This is a genomic window from Nonomuraea sp. NPDC050733, from assembly GCF_040654215.1.
Classification (GTDB): Bacteria; Actinomycetota; Actinomycetes; order Streptosporangiales; family Streptosporangiaceae; genus Nonomuraea.
The window spans coordinates 592526-612340 of the sequence record NZ_JBFAHO010000001.1 but is presented as its reverse complement, the minus strand read 5'-3'; the positions used below and the strand labels follow the sequence as shown (position 1 = coordinate 612340).

15 protein-coding genes and 1 pseudogene are annotated in these 19815 nt (G+C 68.0%); 6 read left to right on the top strand and 10 right to left on the bottom strand.

Translation table 11 applies throughout. The features are described 5' to 3' along the window. Window positions 1–2 precede the first annotated feature (2 nt). The 5 genes from AB0H64_RS02785 to AB0H64_RS02765 all read right to left on the bottom strand — a co-directional run bounded on the left by AB0H64_RS02785 (window position 3) and on the right by AB0H64_RS02765 (window position 7743). Window positions 3–3665 (bottom strand): helix-turn-helix domain-containing protein, encoded by a 3663-nt coding sequence (locus tag AB0H64_RS02785; RefSeq protein ID WP_357619374.1) that lies wholly within the window; start codon window positions 3663–3665, stop codon window positions 3–5. Window positions 3666–3786: 121 nt separating this feature from the next. Next, window positions 3787–4728: an ornithine cyclodeaminase family protein gene (locus AB0H64_RS02780; RefSeq protein WP_357619372.1), complete on the bottom strand. Its 942-nt coding sequence runs from the start codon at window positions 4726–4728 to the stop codon at window positions 3787–3789. An 89-nt stretch (window positions 4729–4817) separates the two neighbouring features. After that, window positions 4818–5540: a maleylpyruvate isomerase family mycothiol-dependent enzyme gene (locus AB0H64_RS02775; RefSeq protein ID WP_357619704.1), complete on the bottom strand. Its 723-nt coding sequence runs from the start codon at window positions 5538–5540 to the stop codon at window positions 4818–4820. Between the two features lie 89 nt (window positions 5541–5629). Next, window positions 5630–6355, bottom strand: coding sequence for an FCD domain-containing protein (locus tag AB0H64_RS02770; RefSeq protein WP_357619702.1), 726 nt, complete (start codon window positions 6353–6355; stop codon window positions 5630–5632). A 152-nt stretch (window positions 6356–6507) separates the two neighbouring features. Next, entirely contained in the window at window positions 6508–7743 is a 1236-nt protein-coding gene (locus tag AB0H64_RS02765) for a cysteine desulfurase-like protein (RefSeq protein ID WP_357619370.1), read from the bottom strand. A gap of 512 nt (window positions 7744–8255) precedes the next feature. Between AB0H64_RS02765 and AB0H64_RS02760 the strand changes: the two genes are divergently transcribed. Together AB0H64_RS02760 and AB0H64_RS02755 are read left to right on the top strand one after the other, a co-directional pair. Continuing rightward, window positions 8256–9311 carry a hypothetical protein gene (locus AB0H64_RS02760; protein ID WP_357619368.1) on the top strand — a complete coding sequence of 352 codons (1056 nt, stop codon included), beginning with the start codon at window positions 8256–8258 and terminating at the stop codon, window positions 9309–9311. After that, window positions 9308–9958, top strand: coding sequence for a LysE family translocator (locus AB0H64_RS02755; protein WP_357619366.1), 651 nt, complete (start codon window positions 9308–9310; stop codon window positions 9956–9958). The genes AB0H64_RS02760 and AB0H64_RS02755 overlap by 4 nt, the downstream gene beginning before the upstream one ends. 453 nt (window positions 9959–10411) lie before the next feature. On the opposite strand, the gene AB0H64_RS02750 is transcribed toward AB0H64_RS02755, so the two are convergent. Together AB0H64_RS02750 and AB0H64_RS02745 are read right to left on the bottom strand one after the other, a co-directional pair. After that, window positions 10412–11002, bottom strand: coding sequence for a hypothetical protein (locus AB0H64_RS02750; RefSeq protein ID WP_357619364.1), 591 nt, complete (start codon window positions 11000–11002; stop codon window positions 10412–10414). A 587-nt stretch (window positions 11003–11589) separates the two neighbouring features. Then, window positions 11590–12378, bottom strand: a complete 789-nt coding sequence (locus AB0H64_RS02745; RefSeq protein WP_357619362.1) for an SDR family oxidoreductase — start codon at window positions 12376–12378, stop codon at window positions 11590–11592. A 73-nt stretch (window positions 12379–12451) separates the two neighbouring features. Between AB0H64_RS02745 and AB0H64_RS02740 the strand changes: the two genes are divergently transcribed. Both AB0H64_RS02740 and AB0H64_RS02735 read left to right on the top strand, forming a co-directional pair. Next, the gene (locus AB0H64_RS02740; RefSeq protein ID WP_357619360.1) at window positions 12452–13066 is read left to right on the top strand and encodes a helix-turn-helix domain-containing protein; all 615 of its coding nucleotides are present in this window, start codon (window positions 12452–12454) and stop codon (window positions 13064–13066) included. Further along, window positions 13063–13443 (top strand): annotated as a pseudogene (locus AB0H64_RS02735) (maleylpyruvate isomerase N-terminal domain-containing protein); the annotation flags it as partial. The gene AB0H64_RS02740 and the pseudogene AB0H64_RS02735, both read left to right, overlap by 4 nt. Here AB0H64_RS02735 and AB0H64_RS02730 read toward each other — a convergent pair. Beyond that, entirely contained in the window at window positions 13380–14288 is a 909-nt protein-coding gene (locus AB0H64_RS02730; RefSeq protein ID WP_357619358.1) for an aldo/keto reductase, read from the bottom strand. The pseudogene AB0H64_RS02735 and the gene AB0H64_RS02730 overlap by 64 nt on opposite strands. A gap of 67 nt (window positions 14289–14355) precedes the next feature. Here AB0H64_RS02730 and AB0H64_RS02725 point away from each other — a divergent pair, with 67 nt between their 5' ends. Then, a complete protein-coding gene (locus AB0H64_RS02725; RefSeq protein WP_357619356.1) occupies window positions 14356–15348 on the top strand; it encodes a winged helix-turn-helix domain-containing protein in 993 nt (330 codons plus the stop codon). Window positions 15349–15659: 311 nt separating this feature from the next. Here AB0H64_RS02725 and AB0H64_RS02720 read toward each other — a convergent pair whose 3' ends face one another. After that, window positions 15660–17621, bottom strand: a complete 1962-nt coding sequence (locus tag AB0H64_RS02720) for a WD40 repeat domain-containing serine/threonine protein kinase (RefSeq protein ID WP_357619354.1) — start codon at window positions 17619–17621, stop codon at window positions 15660–15662. 139 nt (window positions 17622–17760) lie between these two features. Between AB0H64_RS02720 and AB0H64_RS02715 the strand changes: the two genes are divergently transcribed. Continuing rightward, window positions 17761–18588: an FHA domain-containing protein gene (locus AB0H64_RS02715; RefSeq protein WP_357619352.1), complete on the top strand. Its 828-nt coding sequence runs from the start codon at window positions 17761–17763 to the stop codon at window positions 18586–18588. Window positions 18589–19076: 488 nt separating this feature from the next. Here the strand turns inward: AB0H64_RS02715 and AB0H64_RS02710 are convergent, their stop codons facing one another. After that, window positions 19077–19433 carry a hypothetical protein gene (locus AB0H64_RS02710; RefSeq protein WP_357619350.1) on the bottom strand — a complete coding sequence of 119 codons (357 nt, stop codon included), beginning with the start codon at window positions 19431–19433 and terminating at the stop codon, window positions 19077–19079. Window positions 19434–19815 lie beyond the last annotated feature (382 nt).

Below are 19815 nucleotides of genomic sequence, written 5' to 3'. Positions count from 1 at the left end.
GCTCAGCGCCCGCCACGGCGTTCGCCACCGGATGCGGGCCCGCGGGCTGCCGACTCCGCGGGTCGGCACAGCGTGAAGGGTTCGACGCCGGGCAGGTGGCGGGACCATTCAGCGGCGGTGAGTGTACGGCCCGCGCGTGCGCACACGGTCGCGGCAACGTGCCGCTCGTCCACGTCATGCACGCGCACGGTGCCGTCGAGGGCGGCGGTGTGGATTTTCGTGCCGTCCGCCGAGAACGCCACCCACCCGTCGCCGGCCTCGTCCAGGCTCTGCTTACCGTCGAAGACGAGGCCCAGCGGTTGCCGGCTCGGCACGTCCCACAGTCGCACGCGCAGGCCCTTCTCGTACGAGGCGATCGTGCGCCCGTCAGGTGACCAGGCGAGCACGGCGGTCTCGCTGCCCGGCACCGTGGAGAACTGGGCGATCCGGGTCCTGACGTCGCCGTCCCACAAGGTGAGCCGGTCCGGGCCGGAGAAGGCCACCTGACGGCCGTCCGGGCTGAAGGCGAAGGGGCCGTCGAGCCGGCCGGTCCCTGGAGTGGGAGGGCGGGTGGCGCCCGTCGCGGGATCGATGAGCTGGAACGGGTTCCCGGTCACCAGCAGCCGTCCATCAGGGCGGAAGGCCATATAGGCTGCGCCGTGCCCGGTCGTCGCCCTTACAGACCCCCGTTCAAGGTCCCACAGCTCGACGCGGCCGGGATCTCCCTGGCGTGACACGGCCAGTGTGCGGCCGTCGGGGCTGAACGCCAGGGCCTGCGCGCCATGTCCCCCGTTACCCGTCAGCTTGAGCCTGGCCGACACCTTGCGTCCGGCGAGATCCACGATGGAGATCTTGCCGCCACCGGCCACGGCGAGGCGGCGGCCGTCGGCGCTGAAGGCCGTCGCGGTCCCCGTGCCCGACCAGCCGACCGGCGCGATCAGCGGCCGTCCCGTCGCCGTGTCCATGACTTCGATGTTCTCCGTGGTGATCTCGGCCAGCACGCGGGCGGAAGGATCCATCTCCACGCCCATACCGTCGCCGGAGGTGATCGGCCGGTCGAACACCATTGCGACGTCCTCGGTGTGGACGACGCCGCTGCCGCTCAGGTAGCGGACAGCCCGGCCGGCGAGATCGAAGCGGAGCTGGGCGACCAGGTCGGGCATGGCCCGCTGGTAGGCCGTGGTGAATCCGGAGCGGCGCTGTAACCTCAGCGTGCTCTGTCTCCACCAGGTCGCGATGAACTCATCGCCGAAGGCGAAGGCCACATCCGTGACATACTCGCCCTCCTCGTCCATCACCGCGTACACGGACGGCAGCTCGAACAGGCGCAGCCTGCTCTGCTCGCCCGAAGACAGAGCCTCGACGGTCGCCAGCATCCTGCCGTCGTCACTGAAGGCGAGGCCGTCGATGAAGCCCTTGTCCGAGCGACGTGTCGGTATGCGCGCCCTCTTGCCGCGGCGAAGGTCCCACAGCTCCGGCGTCGTGCCGTTGAGCGCGTAACCGTAGCGGCCGTTCCCGCTGATCGCATTGATCGCGGCTCCCGAGGGAGCGGTGAGCCGCTTACGGCCGGCGACGTCCCACCATTCGTGCAAGCCTCGTCCAGGGACGGCCAGGTAGTGCCCGGACCTGTCGAACTCCAGCTCGCCGCCCCCATCCTCACCGGCCTTGTGCGGGATGGGGGCGCCGAGCGGCCGGCCGGTCCGCGTGTCCCACAGCCGTGCGGCCTTGCCGTCCGCGAGGGCCAGGGTGTGCCCGTCGGGCGCGAGCGCGGCTTCACGTACGCCCGTTCCCACGCCTGTGAGCGTGCCGATCCGCCGCTTGCCGGGAACGTCCCAGATCCTGGCCGTGCCGCCGCTCACCGACACGAGCGTGCGTCCGTCGTGGCCGAGCGCCTGCACCGTGCCTTCCGTGTAGTCGGGGTCGGCGAAGACGGAGGTCGTGCTCTGGGAGAGTGAGTCGTAGAGCGCGCCTCGGGCCTCGGGCAGTCCGGGGCTCAGCCGCCAGCCGGCCACGCTCAGCAGCATCGCGGCCTGGGGGTCGCTCCGCCGCAGATCGGCGGCGCGCAGCGCGAGCGCCTGCGCGAGCGCGTCGTCACGCTGCCTGTTCGACTCCCTGCGCAGGTATTCGGCGCTGCCCAGCCCGCCGAGCGCGGCGACGAGCAGCACGGCCAGCGCCGCCGCGGCGGCGACCCGCCTGCGAGCGGTACGCCGGGCCAGCGCCGCACTCGCCTGAACGAAGTCCCGCTCCACCGGCGTGAGATCGTCACGGCCACCCGGTTCGAGGAAGAGTTTGTCGGCGACGGCCAGCCGGCTGCCCCGATACAGCAGCCCGGCCTCGCGGCCCTGCGCCTGCCAGGCCTGGGCCGCCTCGGTCAGCTGCCGGTGCGCGCGCAGCCGGTCGCGCCCTTCGTCCACCCAGCCGCGTAACCGCGGCCACGACTCGATCAGCGCCTCGTGCGCCAGCTGCACGCCGTCCTGGTGCAGCGTGAGCAGCCGGGCCGCGGCCAGCTGCTCGATGACCCGCACGGTGTCCGCCTCCCCGTACGGGTCCAGCTCCGCCCGGGCGGCGGGGCGGCGCGTGTCCTGGGCCTGCTCGCCCGGCTGGATCAGCCTGAGCAGGATCCGCCGGGCGATCACCGCCTGGGCGGGTGTCAGGCCGGCGTAGAGCTCCTCCGCGGTATGGCTGATCGCCCCCTGGATTCTGCCCACGCTCTGGTAGGCGTCCAAGGTCAGCGTCTTGCCCGTACGGCGGCGCCAGACCTCCCGCAGCGCGTGCGACATCAACGGCAGCGCCCCCGGATCGTCGCCGACGTCGGAGACGATCGCGGCCGTCAGCGCCCGCTCCACCGTCAAGCCCTCGGCCATGGCCGGCCGGACGATCGCCTCCCGCAGCTCGTCTCGGTGCATCGGCCCTACCAGCAGGTTGGCCTCGCGCAGGGCTTCGGTGAGCTCGCGGTGCCCGGCGCAGTGCCCGTAGAAGTCGGCGCGAACCGCGATGACCACTCTCACCCGTTGCGCGGGCTGCCGCGCGCTGAGCAGCAGTTCGATGAACCGCGCACGCTCCTCCTGGTCCTGGCAGAGCGTGAACACCTCCTCGAACTGGTCGACCACGATCAGCGTCTCGGAGTCCCCTTCGCCAGGGACGAGCCGTTCGGCGTGCTCCATCGGGTGCTCCCCAGGCGTGAGGATCACGGCCTTGGCGAAGGATCCGCCCGAGGACGCCGTCCCCCCGCGTGCGGCAGGCACGAGCCCGGCCCGCAACAAGGACGACTTCCCGCTTCCGGAAGGGCCGAACACCGCGGCGAAACGATGCCGTCGAAGCAGCTCGCTCAGTTCCTCCACGAGCTGATCCCGGCCGAAGAAACGATCGGCATCGCGGGTGCCGTAGGCAGCCAGGCCCAGGTACGGCCCGCCGGCACCGTCATCGGCTTCCCTCTCGCGGGCCAGTTCCTGAGCGACCTCCCGCCAGCGGCTCTCCCATTCGGCGACGTCTCCGTCGCATGCCTCCACGAAGGCGAGGACGACGGGCAGTGAAGGCAGGCGCTCACCAGCCGCCGCCTGCGACAGCGTGGTGACCGAGTAACCCGCGCGCTTGGCCATGGCCCGATAGGTGAGCCCGCCCGCCTTCTGGCGGAGCGTGCGTAACTCCGAGGCGAAACGTCCAACCGGTCCGGTCGCCGGGTCCACCGGCCTTTCACGACGGCCCACCACCGTTACGCGTTTCCCTTCATGGGACGGGAGGAGCTGTTCGCCGGAGAAAGCATGGTTCGCCTGCCTTGATCAGGGGTGCCAAAGCGAGAGACGAGACTCAAGACAGCAGGTCGATCTCTGTGCCGACGCCGTGCCGCTCCGCCCACCGGTAGGCGGACCAGGCCAGGGCGAGGTCTTGCCAGGGAAGTCCCACGGGAGCGTACACCGATCGCTGACCTGCATCGGTGCGGCCGGGATGCAGGCCGTTCAGGATCTCTCCGAGTGTGGCGGCGGCGGCCGAAGCCGGGAGCCCGGTCGCCGCCAGGGCGCCGGAAGTGGCGGCCAGCTCCCGGTGGTCCACCACGAGGAGAGCCGACCGCAGCAGGTCGCCGGCCAGCTCCTGCTTCCCCGGCTCGTCGACGCCGAGGGAGGTGAAGTGCTGTCCGGGGCGGGTGTCGGCGAGGTGCAGAAGCGGAGCGCGTGACCACGTCGCCAGCAGGACGACGTCGGCGGCAGCGGAGATCTCGGCCGCTGAGCCGAGCGCTCGGCCGCCGTGGCGGGAGGCGAAGGCGGCGGCGCGATCCGCGTCGACGTCGTGGACGAGGAGATCGCCGTCGCGCCCCAGGCCGCGCAGCCCGCGCACCATCAGCTCGGCCTGGGCACCCGCGCCGATCACGCCGATGACGACGGCGGGATCGGGCACCGCCAGGACATGAGTGCCCAACGCCGCGGCCAGGCCGGTGCGCCAAGCGGTCACCGTGGCCGAATCGAGCAGGGCGAGCAGCTCACCGTCCTTGCCGCCGTGCAGGCAGATCACGCCGCGCAGCGCCGGCCGGGCGCCAGGGAACTTGGCGTTCACCTTCACCGTGTACGCCTCGACGCCGGGCAGTACTCCGGGGATCAAAGCAGTGGCCGTACCGGGGAAGGGCAGATCCGAACGCACCCGCTGCCCTGCCACCGGCGAGGAGCCGTCGACACGGAACCCCTTGCGCAACGCCTCGAGACAGGCGGCGGGTTCCAGCGCGGCCTCCAGATCGCTTCGGGTGAGAATACGAGTCATCGAGTCACCATCTCTTCCATCAGGGCCACCAGCACGCTGGGGCGGATCGGACCGGTGCCTCGGCGTGGTCCCCGACGCTACGGTGCTCTTCAGCCTGCGGGGTCAGGGGGCCAAGGGCCCAGTTCCGGCAGATCGCGAGCCGTCGTGCGCAGGTGGCCGTCGAGGGCGCGGCCGGCCATCCACGCCGCAAGGTCACGCACCGCTCCAGAGACCTCGACTGTCGCTGCCGTCCCGAGAACTCGGTCGACGTCATGGTCAGTGGCCCGCAAGACCAGCCGCGTACCCGCTGGGGCCCTGGCGGCCAGGAAGTCCAGCGCGTGCAGAGCGAACGACAGCGACCAATCGCGTGGCCTGTAGCCGACTGCGAGGTCGACGGCATGGATCTCCGCCTCTCTCCACCGTGCCAGTGCGGTGTCCAGCACCGTGGCGTTGCGGAAGCGCACTGAGCGGGACCAGTCTTCTGGCGTCAGCAGGCTCCAGGCTTCTTCCAGGGCTTGCTGGGCATGGTCGAGTTCCTCGCGCAGTTGTGCCAGCGGGCTGGAGGCGCCCTGGTCGATGGACAGATCACGCATCCTCTGGCCGCCGTCGTACATGTCGACAAGCCGGCCACGCAGCGCGAAGCGCGCTTGGCGTTCAAAGGCGCGCGCGTTGTCCGCGAGGTGCTTCAGAACATGGCCTCGCGTCCACCCGGGTAGGGCCGAGTCCATGCTCGCCCGTCTGTCATCCAGGCCGTCGAGCAGTTTCAGCAGCCGTGCATGCGAGCGGGATACCCTTTGCAGCAAATCGTCAGGATCTATGTTCATGTCGACCATCACAGCTCATCCATGGATCCGCATCCGAACCGCGCCCTGCTGAGGGGATCTCGGTGCGGCGGCATTTTCCGCACCGGGTGGGCGACCGGTCAGCGAACGCTTGATTCCAGCAATTTCTCGATTGTCGCGAGCCCTTCGGAGATGTGTCGGCGAGTGAGCTCTTCGGCACGTGCGGCGTCCCGGGCGGCTATCGCCCGTGCCAGATCTCGATGCTCCGCGGAGAAATCCTGCACGACGGCGGGAAGCCCCTCCCATTCAAGGTGGATGAACATCGTGTCGGCCCAGAGGAAGAAGTCGGTCCGCAACCGTTCGATTGTCTCGACGAGCACCGCGTTCCCGGACGCCTGGGCTATCGCCAGGTGGAACCGGGAGTCCAGCAGTCGGTAGTGGCGCATGCTCACCGCTTGTTCTCCGGCCAGAGCGTTGATCTCAGCATGGCATTCGCGACTGCCACGTGCGGCGCAGAGGGCTGCCGCCAGCGGTTCGACGGCCAGCCGGACCTCCATGTTGTCGGCGACCATCGCAACCAGTCTTCTGCCTGCCGAATCCGCCGGCCCTTTCCGAGGAGGAGCGTCCTGGGCCACCACTGTGCCCCCGGAGCGCCCGCGGCTGGTGATCAGCAGCCCTTCGTCGTTCAACGTCCGTACAGCCGCGCGTAGTGTCATCCGTGCGACGCCAAGCGACTGGGCCAGCTCCCGCTCGGGAGGAAGCCGCTGACCGGGCCGGATCGCGCCGACCGCGACGGCACGCCGCAAGACGTCCGCGACAGCCTCGCTTGCGGTCAGATTGGCTAGGGGAGTGAAGGACGGCTCCATCGAGGACACACCCGCATTGTATGGGTCCGATGTTGCGGAGCATACACCGGAAAAAAGCGTCGGCCAGAGGGAGCATGCAGAAAAGTAGATCTACTGCCGTACCAGGAAAACGTCGTGTCGAATACGCCGGAATAGCCCATGGATGGCGCCGGCTATCCAGCTCGCAGAATATGCCGGAGGGCATCCAGGAATCGATCGACATCCTGTTCGGTGTTGTAGTGGACGATCCCGGATCGCAGCAGGCCTTCGTCGACGTCGAGGCCGAGATGCTCGACGAGACTTTGCGTGTAGAAATTGCCGTTCCAGGTGTACACACCCGCCTGTCCCAGGGCGCGGGCCAGCACGGCCGGTTTGACACCGTCGATGATCAGGCCGAAAGTCCCTACCCGCCGCGCCGGATCCGGCGCGGCGATACCGGCGATGCGCACACCGTCCAGCTCGGCCACTCCCGAGACGAACTGTTCGGCCAGTCCTGCTTCGTGGGCCTCGATGGCGCGGTAGGCGTTGTCGAGTGCGCTGCCGAGAGCGGTCCCACCGCCCAGCGACGCCAGATATTCGACCGCGGCGATGAAGCCTGCGATCGCTTCATGGGACAGCGTTCCCGTTTCGAAGCGATGCCCCGGCGGTTCCTCGCCTGCCGGCCGCACACGCTCGGCCGGCAGGACTTCGGCGAGATCCCGCCGCATCCACGCCATGCCCAGGTGCGGTCCGAAGAACTTGTAAGGGGAACAGAGCAGAACGTCGGCCCCGATGCGGTCGACGTTCATACGGCGGTGTGGCGCGAAGGCGACCGCGTCCACCCATGCCAACGCTCCCACGCTGTGCGCGAGGTCGGCGATCCGCGCCGCGTCCGTCAGCGTGCCTACGGCATTCGAGGCCAGGCAGAACGCCACCACCCGCGTCCGGTCGCTGAGCTTGGACCGCAGATCGTCCATGTCCAGCGTGAGTTCGTCCGTCAGGCGAACCTGGCGCACCACGAGGCCGCGGTCTTCGGCCAGGAGCCGCCACGGGGACACGTTGGCCTCGTGATCGAGGGAAGTCGTGACGATCTCGTCCCCGGGCTTGAGCGTTCGGCCCAGGGCACGAGACAGGTTGAAGTTCAAGGTGGTCATGTTCTGGCCGAAAGTGATGCAGTCCGCATCGCCCCCGACGAGCGCGCCCCCGTAGGCGCGGGCCTGCTCGATGAGCCGGTCGGTCTTCACGGAGAGCTCATATTCACCTTCGATGTTGGAGTTCGATGTGCTCAGGTAGGAGCACATCGCCTCGATCACCGAGCGGGGAACCTGAGTCCCTCCAGGACCGTCCAGAAAGGCCACCGCGCGGCCGCCTCGCGAGGTCAGCGCCGGGAACTGGGATCTCAACGCCGCCACATCCAGGTCTTCGTTCACTGTGCATCTCCTCGGGAAGGTCGGAGCCCTGGGTGTGCCGCCCGCTTCTGGCGTTTCTCCGCGACCCGCAGATCGGTATCGAGCATCACGACTGCTTCTGTGCTTCCTCGGCGGGGAGGCGCTGCGGATCGGGAGCGGCAGCAGTAATGGGCTTAGGATTGGCCCAAATTATCGCCGAGTCTCACTCTCGTCAACCCCGCGGCACAACGCGCTGACCATGGCTCTTCGGCTTGATGATCTTCTGGCGGGCAGCCGCTCCACGGCGCCGGTTGGGATAATGCCCTGGGGAGGCTTCGTTCGGCGGCGCGACCAACGCATCCGGCTTGGCTGAAGACGCTGCTCAGAGCCGCGTCGGATGGCCCGCTGTTGACCTTGTTCGAGAGGGGCTCTACTGTATGGGCCAGTAATTAGACCTTTTACCTGCTGATGGGTCTTGAGTGCATCGGGTCATCGGCCAGCGGCTGAACCCGGCCTCGGGATCCGCGACGTCCTCGAGACAGGAGTTCTCGCGCATGGGGGAGAAGCCGGCGGCCGTGGTCAGGTTGGGCCTGGTGGGATTCGGCGCGGTTGGTAAAGCACTCGCACGACTCGTCCTCCACGAGTCCGCGCGGATCCGCCGGGAACACGGCATCGATCTCCGCGTCACCGGGGTGACGACGCGCAGATTCGGAAGCGCGGTGGCAGAGTCCGGTCTCGACCTCGACGACATCCTCGATCGGGCCGACCAAGGCATTCCGCAGGGACCCGCTGCGACATCGGCCGCCTGGTTCGCCGCGACGTGCCCCGCGGACATCATCGTCGAGACACTGCCGCTGGAACCTTTCACGGGCGCAGCCGCGATCGAGGTCACCGAAGCGGCCTTGGCCGGCGGCCGGAGTGTGGTGAGTGCGAACAAGGGCCCTGTGGCACATGCCTTGAGCCGGCTGCGCGCCATCGCGCGACAGCACGGAGTCTGCTACCGCTTCGAGTCCGCCGTCGCCGATGGCCTGCCGGTCTTCAATCTCATCGAGCGGACGCTGCCGGCAGCCGGCATCACGGAGATGTCCGGACTCCTGAACTCGACTTCCAACGTAGTGCTCGATGCCCTGTCTGCCGGTTCGAGCTGGCAAGACGCCGTGTCGCTCGCACGATCCATGGAGATCACCGAGGCCGACCCCTCTTATGACCTGGACGGGTGGGACACAGCGGTGAAGCTCGCCGCTCTGTGCGCCGCAGTATGGGACGCCCCTCTGAAGCTGGACCAGGTGGAGATCGAACCGGTGAACGAAGACGTCCGATCCCGTGCAGTCGCGGCGCACACCACAGGACGGCGCCTGGTCAGCATGGGCTCGGTGCGCCTGATCGACGGTGTCCCTTCCGGCGCTCAGGTCAGCCTCACCGAGGTGGGTCCGACGAGCCCGTTCCACCCTCTGTCCGGGACCAGCTTGGGCCTGCACATCACCTCGCGACTGCTGTGTCCGATCTCGGTGTCGTCGCATGCGCCGACCGTGCGGGACACGGCCTACGGACTGCTGTCCGACATCCTCACCATGCGCCCCTCGACAGAAGGACTCGTGTCTTCGCCATGAACATCGTCGCCTCTCTTCCCACGTTCATCGTCGCCGTCGTGCTGATCTCGGCGTCACCGGGCCCGGCGATGGCGTTGATCATGCGTCGTGCGGCGTCGCGGGGACTGGCCGGCGCCGTGCCGACGGTTCTGGGGTTGGAGGCCGGGCTGTACGTGTGGGCGTTGTGCGCGGGCGCCGGGCTGGCCGCCCTGGTGGCCGCCTCTGAGGTCGCCTACATCGTCCTTCGTGCGGTCGGCGCGGCCTTCCTGCTGTATCTCGGGGTGAAGTCCTGGCGGGCCGCCTGGCGAAGCCGCAAAGAAGGGCCGGCGCAGGAAGCCTACCCAGAGGTGCCGGCCGCCTCGGCGCGGACCTGGTGGAAGGCCTTCGGGGAAGGGGCGCTGGTGATGCTGGCCAACCCCAAGGCCGCCGCGTTCATGATCGCGTTCTATCCGCAGTTCGTGCCGGCCGACCAGCCGCTGCTGGCCACGACCGCGCTGCTGGCGTTGCTCCAGGTGGCGGTCGAGATCGCCTTCTATCTCGGGCTGGCTGCCGTGGTCGGGCGGGCCAGTGCGTGGTTTCGCCGGCCGGCCATCCGCCGCCGGCTGGACGCCGTCAGCGGGACCGTCCTGGTCGCCCTCGGCCTGCGGATGGCCGTCGAGAGCCGCTGAAGAGTCCCCGGGCTGGTCCTACTTGCGGTGGTGCCGTGGAACGCCCCTGACGCCGCCGTGGCGCACCAGCGCTTGCATCCCGCGTGTCAAGGCGCCTGCCGACCCGGGTCGGGAGGAGACGCGGGTCCCGGAGGACTGGACCGCTTTCTCGCGATCCTGCTGCCGCTCCCGGTAGGCGGCGGCGGTTGGCGTCGGCGCCGTTGATCGCGAGGCAAGCGCGTCTGGCCCGACTCGACATCGTCGCGCACGATTCATCCGGTGCACCGCAGAGGGCACGGTCTACGCCATGAGCGAGGATGGGCGCGGTGGGCGGTGGACGAGGTTCGCTATGCGGGCCAGGATGCGGTTGGACAGCGGGACGGTGATAACCCGAGAGCGACGAGGTCCCGGTCGGCACATTGAATATTGGGGTCATGCCGACGTGCTCGGCATATACGGCTGCCAGCCTGGTGATCAGGTTGGAGAAGGCGCATTCCAGCGAGGCCAGGCGCCGTTGGGAATGCGGTAGAGGACGCGCGGCGCCGCGAACCAGTCCCGGTCAAGGAAACGGCCGGTGATCCGTCCCACGAGGACAAGGTAACTCTCCACCTCCTCCTCGAACCTTACGTATGTCTCCAGATCACGCGCGTAATCCTGGAACGCCTGCACCCCCACCATGCCCATGAACTCCCCATCATGGTAATGTACCATTCCCTCATCGCCGATCTCACCCAGGTCGGCCATGTGCGAATAACCGATGATGCGCCTTCCTCCTGCGCTCGCTCCCTCCCGAAATGTAAAACTCCCGCTCATGGTGATCGCAACGGACCAGCCCGGAGAATGCGCTCCGATCCAGACCAGAGTGTCCTGATCTTTTTCGGCGGCCAGATGGAACGCTGTATTGAGATCGCACAGGATGCCAGAGCTCGGATCCGCGCGGAAACGTTCCGCGATCTCTTCGATATCCTCCGTGTCGATCCAGGCCGCATCGAAGCGGGCGTTCAATGTGTACTCGTCCAGGAGATCCCACTGACTCTCCGCGGGCAGTGCTCGTGACATGTCCACCGTCTCACTCCCTCGAACTTCTTCGAGCGCAATGGGTGGAAGCGATCATACAACCGCCTCCACCATAGGCATCCCAGCCGGCCATCGAGGTATTCGGACCGGTGCGGTCACAGGCCGTCAGGCCGTTCCAGGCTCCGGATTAACTCACGATCTTGACCCAGAATTGCTCTCCGGGCGCGACACGGTAATCGGCGTAGAATTTGCTGAGAGCATCCGCGGAACCCTGTGGAGCCACCTCGTCGTTACGGCGTACTTGTCGTAGAAGTAGTATTTGCAGTAGTTCACCCCCGCGAGTTCTCGAGATGACACCGTGGTCCCTTCGAGAACGTCCGGCCAGCGTCGCTCGGCGGAAGTACTCTTGTCCGTGACGAACTGGAGCTTGGAGAAGAATGTTCGGTTGATGTCGCGTCCTGCGTGCTGACCTTGGTCAACGGCCTACTGAACGGATCAGCCCAGTTTCCGTGGATCAACTTGCTCACGGGAGTGACGATGCTGGTCTTCGCGGGCGGATACCTGGGGTCGGCCCAGTTGTGGCCGGGTCGCTTCGGTGGGGCAGCTCCTACGTGGTGGAGAGCGGCGGCCTCCGGTTAGCGGCGGGCCATCCGGCCCATGAACCGGACGATCAGGCGGCGCGGCATGATCTTGCCGGCGAGGGCGAGCGGGCGGCCGTTGGTGATCACCGACGGGGGCGCGGAGCGGCGGTCGAGCGTGTCCAGGGCCGCCCTGACGACGTGCTCGGGGGTGGCTCGCTTCGCGCCGTAGTCGGCCGACTGGCTGCCGGCGACGTCGAAGAACTCGGTCCGCGTGGCGCCGGGGCACACGGCGAGAACCCGTAGGCCGGTACCGCGGGTCTCCTCCCACAGCGCCTCGGTGAAGCTGAGGACGAACGCCTTGGTGGCGCCGTAGACACTCATGTACGGGGTCGGCTGGAAGCCCAGCAGACTCGCGACGTTGATCAGGACGCCGGTGTCGGCGGAGGTCAGCGGGTCGATGTAGGCGCGGCTGAGGTCGACCAGCGCGCTGACGTTCAGCGCGATCATGCTTTGCAGGCGGTCTGGATCCTCGTCCGTGAACGCGCCGTGGGTGCCGAAGCCCGCGTTGTTGACCAGTCCGGTGGCGTAGATGCCGCGGGACTCGAGTTCGGCGCGCAGTGTGCGGCCGGCGTCGGGCAGGCCGAGGTCGCGGGCGACGACGGTCACCGTGACGCTGTGCGCGCGGGTGAGTTCGTCGGCCAGGTCCTTGAGCCGGTCCGCCCGGCGGGCGACGAGCACGAGATCCGCGCCGCGACGGGCCAGCTGGCGCGCGAACTCCGCGCCGAGCCCGGAGCTCGCTCCGGTGACGATGACAGTTTGGCGGCGGTAGTCGACTTTGCTCATGCCATTCACTCTATGTACGAATATGCACGAAGTGCAAATTGCTACATCATGTGATCCTCCGTACCATCGGTGTATGGCTCAGAAACCCACACCCCTTCGGGAACAGACCCGCTCGGTGGTCCGCTCGCTGCTGGCTCGGACCGCTATCGAACTGTTCGCCGCCAAGGGGTACGACAACACGACGCTGGAGGAGGTCGCCGCCGCGGCGGGTGTCTCTCGGCGGACCCTGTTCAACTACTTCCGCAATAAGGAAGACCTCGCGCTCAGTGGCCTGTCCGAGCAGGGTGAGGTGATCGCCGCGCGGCTCGCCGAGCGCCCGGTCAAGGAGGACGCCTGGACGTCACTGCGCGCGGCGTTCCAGGCGCTCGAGGACATCGACACCACGCCTGAGCGCCGGCTCGAAATGATCACGCTCTTGTTCGGCAACGAGTCTCTGCGTGCCGGGCACGCCGAGAAGCAGGCTCGCTGGCAAGACCTGTTCGCGCCGCTGATCGAGCCGCGACTGCCCGACTCCGACCACCGCAACCTGCAGGCGCGCGCGATCGCGGCCGCGGCGATCACGTGTCTGCAGGCAGCGAACGAGGAGTGGGTGCGCCTGGGCGGACAGGTCGACCTGTTCGACCTCTACGACGCAGCGGTGCAGGCGATCCGCCGCCCGGCCTCACCACCAGAGAAGAAGACGACATGACCGATCGCCTGCCCGCGGCGGACCTGCCGAACATGGCCGCCGCCCTCCGCGCCGAACGCGCCGAAATGCTGAACTTCACCAGCAGCCTCACCGACGACGAATGGACCGCGCCCAGCGCCGCAGCTGGATGGCGCATCGCCGACGTCGTCGCCCACATCGGTGCGACGGCGCGGTTCGCCGGGCTCGACGCCCGCGTCGCCTTCTTCAGTCGTTGCCGTTCGGCAGCCGCCAGGGTTATGGGGCGGGCGGCAGGAACAGGCAAGGCGGTCAGGCCGATCAGTAGAAATGGATCACATTGCCCTGGGGGTCTTGCTCATGCCGTCTCGTGGTGCAGGGCGTCCAGGACGGTGAGTTCTTCCTCCGATAGGCGCAGGGAGCCGGCGGCGACGTTCTGGGCGAGGTGGTCGAGGTCTCCGGTGCCGGGAATGGCCAGGACGTGGGGGCCCTGGTGGAGTGTCCACGCGAGCCGGATCTGGGCTGTGCTCACGCCGTGGGCGCGGGCGATGGCGTGCACCTCCGGGCTGTGGTCGGTGGTCGCGCCTCCTTCGCGTCCGGCGCCGGCGATCGAGTAGAACGGCACGAATGCGATGCGTTGTTCACCGCAGGTGGCCAGGAATTCCTTCTGCTCGGGCGATGCGCCGATGCCGTACATGTTCTGGACGCAGACCACGGGCGCGATGGCCTGGGCCTCTGCGAGGTGGTGGGGGCGGATGTTGGACAGGCCCAGGTGGCGGATGAGTCCGGCCTCGCGCAGTTCGGCGAGTGCGCCGAAGCGACTCGCGATCGAGTCGGTGCCGACGATGCGCAGGTTCACCACGTCGAGGTGGTCGCGGCCGAGCTGGCGCAGGTTCTCCTCGACCTGGCCGCGCAGTTGCTCGGGGGTGGCGTGCGGCAGCCACTGGCCCGCAGGGTCGCGGCCTGGTCCGACCTTGGTGGTGATGACGAGGCCGTCCGGGTAGGGCGCCAGGGCCCGGTTGATCAGCTCGTTGGCCGAGCGCAGCGGCGAGAAGTAGAACGCGGCGGTATCGATGTGGTTCACACCGAGCTCGACCGCGCGGCGCAGCACACCAATCGCCTGGTTCCGGTCGCGTGGGTCGGCGTCGGCCGCGAACGCCTCGCCGTGCTGCGGCAGCCGCATCGCGCCGAAGCCGACCCGGTGGACTGTGCGGTCGCCGAGCTTCCAGGTGCCCGATGCCGCCGCGGTGATCGACTGAGAGGTCATGAAGGGATGATCTGCGGACGGTAGGCTGGCCCGCCATTGATTCATACATGCGTGAATCTATTGAGGAGTGGTTGCTCTGGCAGAGCTGGCGTTCTCGGCGAGTGATCTGGCGCAGGTGCGGTTCGTCGTCTCGCCGATGTGGGAGGTTGTGCCCAGCTTCCGGCTGCTGAGGTCCACCGCCGCGCATCCGATCCACCGGGCCTGGGCCGATCAGGTCCGGCCTCGCCTGGTGGCCGCTGGGCTGGACCGTGGATGGCTCTCCGAGCTGATCCCGCCCACCGGCTACGTCCCCGACTTCCTCAACCCGGCTCCCGCCGGGCCGGCCCCCACGCCGGCGGCAGAGCGGGATGCGATCCTCACCTCGCCCGCCGGACGGGTGCGCCAGGACCTCGACCACCTGGCCCGCCACCAGGGGGATCTCGGACCCCGGCTGCGGACCTTGCACGCCGACCCGCAGACCCGCCTGGCCAAGGTCGCGGAAGAGATCGAAACGTACTGGGAACTGGCGCTCGCCCCCTACTGGGCACGAATCCAGGCAGTGCTGGACACAGACATCCTCTACCGGGCCCGCATGATCGCCGAGCACGGCGCGGGCCGTCTCTTCAACGACCTGCACACGTCGGTGAGCTGGGACGACGACGCGCTGCGGATGCACCGCCGCAAGCAGCCGCTGACCCGTACCACGGCAGGCACAGGGCTGCTGCTGATCCCCTCGGCCTTCAGCCCGGGGCTGCGCACCCGGACGACGCTGCCGGACCCGCCCCAACTCGCCTATCCCGCGCGCGGTGTCGGCTCATTGTGGAGGACGCGGCCCGCGCCCCGGGCCGACACCCTCGCCGCCGTACTGGGCCGCTCACGAACCCTGTTGCTGACCGAACTGCAGACCCCGGCCTCCACCACACAGTTGGCCCACCGCACCGGGCTCTCCCCAGCCGGGGTGTCCCAATACCTCACCGCACTACGCAACGCGGGCTTGGTCAGCGCCCACCGCGCCGGCCGATCCGTCCTCTACGCCCGCACCACCGCAGCCGAAACTCTCCTCCAAGCCGCCTCCGTCTGATCTCACGTCAACCCCCGAAGGACTTCCGGAGCCGACCACTAAGGGTCCGGTCCCTGTGCGTGCGACGCGGAGGTGCGACGAGCGCATCGCTCACGTCGAGGAGGTCGCCCTGGCCGAGTCGGCGGCCACGTCGCTGCAGGAAGCGCACGAGGGGGTGGAGGTCATCGCGGCGGGGCACAGCGTCGAGATCTGGTCGGGCTGCTGCTCCTACGTGGGCGAGCCCAGTGGGAGACGTCTGATACCGCGCTGGCGTGGTGCCGGGAGATGTTCATCAGCCTGGGCCTACTGCGGACCTGCTGAGGATGAGGGCTTCAAGAACTGGGGGGAGTGACCGTGTAGAAGGGGGAGATGTCCAGTTCGTCCGGTGCCTCCAACAGCCTGCGCACCAGCTTGCCGTCGAACGCCACAACGCGAACCTCGTCGTTGGTGGCGTTGTCCATCTCCCAGCAGTACAGATGGGACTCGTCGTACCAGCCGAGCACCTTGTCACAGTCGGAGGTGAATCGGCGGAGTTGCCGGCCGGTGCCGGCGTCCCAGAGGCAGTGGTCGCCGTCGTCGCCGCCTGGGCAGTCGGTCACGAACATCTTGCCGGAGGGCGAGAAGATGTCGAGAGTGCCGGACGCCAGCGGCCCGACACCCGGGAGGTCCCGCACGGGCTTGCCGGAGGCGTCGAAGAAGCGCAACCCCTTGTCCTCGCCGTAGACGATGACCACGCCTGCTTCATCGGCGTCCCAGCCGAAGTCGCTGTCCCGGATCGAGTCGTCGGCCACGTTGACCTTGCTGACCTTGCTCTGGGCCACGTCGACGATGGCGAAGCCCATCGTCAACCAGCTTTCCTTGCCCTCCTTGTTCTCGATCTTCTTGTTGATGTTGAGTAGGACCTTCGAGCTGTCCTTCGACCAGGTGCGAATAGTGGTGTCCAGCGGCCGGTGTACGGTCTTGATCCGGACGCTGGAGCCCACCTGCCTGTCGGTGAGAAGGACCGAGTCGTAGCCGTCCGAGGTGTAGTCGTCAGACCGTCCCGCGAGATAGCGGCCGTTGGGGGAGACCAGCGACTCCAAGTTGCCCGGATACTTGTCGAACGCGCCATGGAGCGATTGCCGGGCATAGTCGACGTTGTCCTCGCTGTTTTCTTCGTCGACTTCGTACGCCGTCAGAGTGATCGGGTCGGACGGGCCCTCGTAGTGCGTGATCGAGCCGCCGGGCAGTGTGGTCTTGACGACGGTGGCCGAGGTCGGAGTCACCTCCTTCGACGGCGTGGCCGTGGGTGTGCCGGAAGCGGCCACGGGCGTGGGGTTCCAGACAAGTTTGGGCACCACTATCCCGGCCAGCACGAGGGCCACGAGAATCAGCGCGCCCGCGCCCATGAGGATCGGCCTGCGCGATGGCCCGGTGCGGTCCACCTGCGGAGCGCCCCCCGGAGACGCCTGCTTGGTTCCCTCCACGAGGGGGTCGGATCCGGGATCGGGATTCCGCAACAGGCGCATGATCACGTCCATGGCCGTCGGCCGCTCCGCCGGATCCTTGGCCAGGCACTGCTGCGCCAGGTCACGTAGCCGTCCGCCGAGCGAGCCCAGATCGGGCGGATCGTTGAGTGTCCGGCTCATTACGGCGTGTGCCCCGTCGCTGCCGAACGGCGCTCGCCCGCAGGACGCGAAGACCATCGTGGCAGCCCAGGAGAACATGTCAGCAGCGGGCCCGAGCCCCTGCCCCGTGATCTGTTCGGGAGACATGTACGCAGGCGTCCCGATCTGCGTGCTGCTCGTCATAGTGGCCGGGCTGAGCATGCGCGCGATACCGAAGTCGATCACGCGCGGCCCGCCGGGGCCCATGATGACGTTGCCGGGTTTGAAATCCCGGTGAACCACGTTGGCCTCGTGGATCGCGGCAAGCGCGGTCGCGGTGCCGATGGCCAGCCGCTCCAGCTGCCCACCGGCGAGCGGGCCGTTGTCCTTCACGGTCTGGCCCAGGGAGGGGCCCTCGACGTACTCGCTCATGATGTACGGCCGGCCCTGCTCGACGCCTGTGCTGAGCACTGTCGCGGTGCAGAACGGCGCCACCCGCCGGGCGACGTCCGCCTCTCGCAGGAAGCGCTCGACGCTCTCCTTGTCGCCAGACGCGTCACCGCGCAGCCACTTGATGGCCACGCGCGTACCCATCGGGGTCCTGGCAAGATAGACAACGCCCTGCCCACCTTCGCCCAGCTTGCCGAGGAGCTCCAGGCCACCCAGCTCTTGGGGATCACCGGGCACAAGCGGCGTGAAGTTGCGCATGCCGTCATTGTGATGCTGAGCAATGGATCTACGACAAGCTTACTGACTGGTAGCCTTTCCAGAACACCCTTCTGTCAAAACGCCTCCCGCGTCGGGACCCCTCCCGGGAGCCGGCGGTTATCGTGACCCCCGGAGTCGCGTGGAGAAGAGGATCGGCGACATGGCGTGGACGATGCGCAGGCACCTGAGCAAGGTGGAGATCGTGCCGAAGCAGGTCGGAAACCTCGCGGACGGGTTTCCCCGGGCCGTGCCCGGCACCCTGTGCGTCCGAGGAACCAACGGCGAGATACGTGTCGCTCCCGATGCCGGATTCGACGTGATATTCGGGCGCTGCGAGCCGGACGTGCACGTCTGCGTCGGCCCGAACGACCTGTACGTCAGCCGACAGCACGGACGCATCACCTACGAACACGCGCAATGGATCCTGTACAACCTCGGCAAACTGCCCATCCGCTTTCCAGGAGGGCGTCTGGTGCTCGCCGGACAACGGGCGACGTTGCCGGTGGCGCACACCCCGCTGTTCATCGTCGCCCCCGAACAAGAGCACCTGCTCGAAGTACGAATCGTCATGACACCACCGAGCCCGGGCCCGGAAAACCGCCAGGAGGCCGACACCCGCGACCCGGCCGGATGGGACCTGAGCCCCAACGAACGCCTGGTCCTGACCTGCTTGGCCCAGCGGTACCTGCGGCCTGAGCCCTGGCCGCAGCCGCTGACCTGGGCACAGGTCGAGGATGAGCTCCGCGTCCTCCGGCCCGGAGAAGGGTGGACCGCCAAACGGGCCGCTCATATCGTCACCCAGACGCGCAAGCGGCTCAGCGCCAAGGTGCCCGGGCTCCTGGAGGAGGAGATCCCACCGCCGCTGGGCAACACGCTCAACCACAACCTGATCACAGCCCTGTTGACCAGCGCGACGATCGGGGCGTCGGACCTCCGACTCCTCGATGAACCCCGCTCATCACCATAGGATTCCCCTCAGTGGCGCACGGGGCGAACGTCGCCATGCGGTGAGCGGCGACCATGACGATGTCACCCCCGCGTGTTCTGGAAGACCCGCTGGTACGTCTGGAACAACAGCCCCGGCGGGGACACGGCAGGCATCTACCGGGGCTCCCGTCTGAAGAAGATCGACACCTGCTCGTGGAGGCGCGGCTAAGACTCGACCGCCTGCTGAGGAACTGTCGGAGGCGGGTGGGGCCCCGGGCATGACAAAGAGCCCGCCACCTCTTCGAGGGGTGGCGGGCTTTGCCTTGTGCCTCAAGGCGATCAGCAGCGCCCGGCATGATGGGTGCTTGGTCTTGATCGCGGCCAGATCGACCGGGCTCAGCGCGGCCAAGCACGAGCACTGTTCAGAGGTCACGCGAGCTGTCCGGTACGCCGACGCGGCGCTGTGCGAAGAGGAGAACCGGGACTGAGTCCTGCATCGCCGTGCTGCTCCTACGCGACGCCTTCGGCTCAGCCCTGCGTTGACAACCGCAGCACCGCCTTCTTCTTGGACAGCGAGAGGGCGCTGAAGGTGATGCCGTTGAGCGTGCTCGTCGAGCCCTCGCTGAAGTACGACGAGCCTGACACGCCCGGCCCGCTGGACTGCACGCTGACGCCGCTGGCATTGAAGGAGATGGTCAGCTTGGTGAAGACGAAGCTGGGGTCGATCCGGAACGAGACCTTCTTGGTGATGGTGATCTTGCAGTTGCCGTCGTAGCAGGCACGAAGGTTGGGCTTGGCTGCGGCGGACGCCGTGGGGGCGATGGCGGGGACGAGGGCGATGGACGCGGCCACCGCCAGGGCGGCGGTCCTGATCGTGGCGGACATGATCCTCCTTGCTCTTCACATGAGGTTGGGACGGGGTGATCAGAGCCCTCCCATTGTGTGGCGGCTGCTCCGGGACCGGTCCCGGAAGCCGAGCCCATGGGAGCGGCGAATCGGCACGGACGTCTGCTATTCATCACCGGGATGATCCATGGCCCTCTCCTGGGCGGTGTCCTGATACCCGCCACGGGCGGCGCCGTCAGCCTGGCCGTCAACCAGTCCCTGCCGGCTCACCGCGTCACGGATGGCGGCGCCGTGTCGCTCAGGATCTGCCGGGCGTGGATCTGCAGGTGTTGGGGGTAAGGCAGGCGCGACCGGACTGCCGGATGTCCGCCGCCTCGAAGTCGAGGGCCGTTTCCCTGCCACGGAGGCGGCCAGTGTCCCT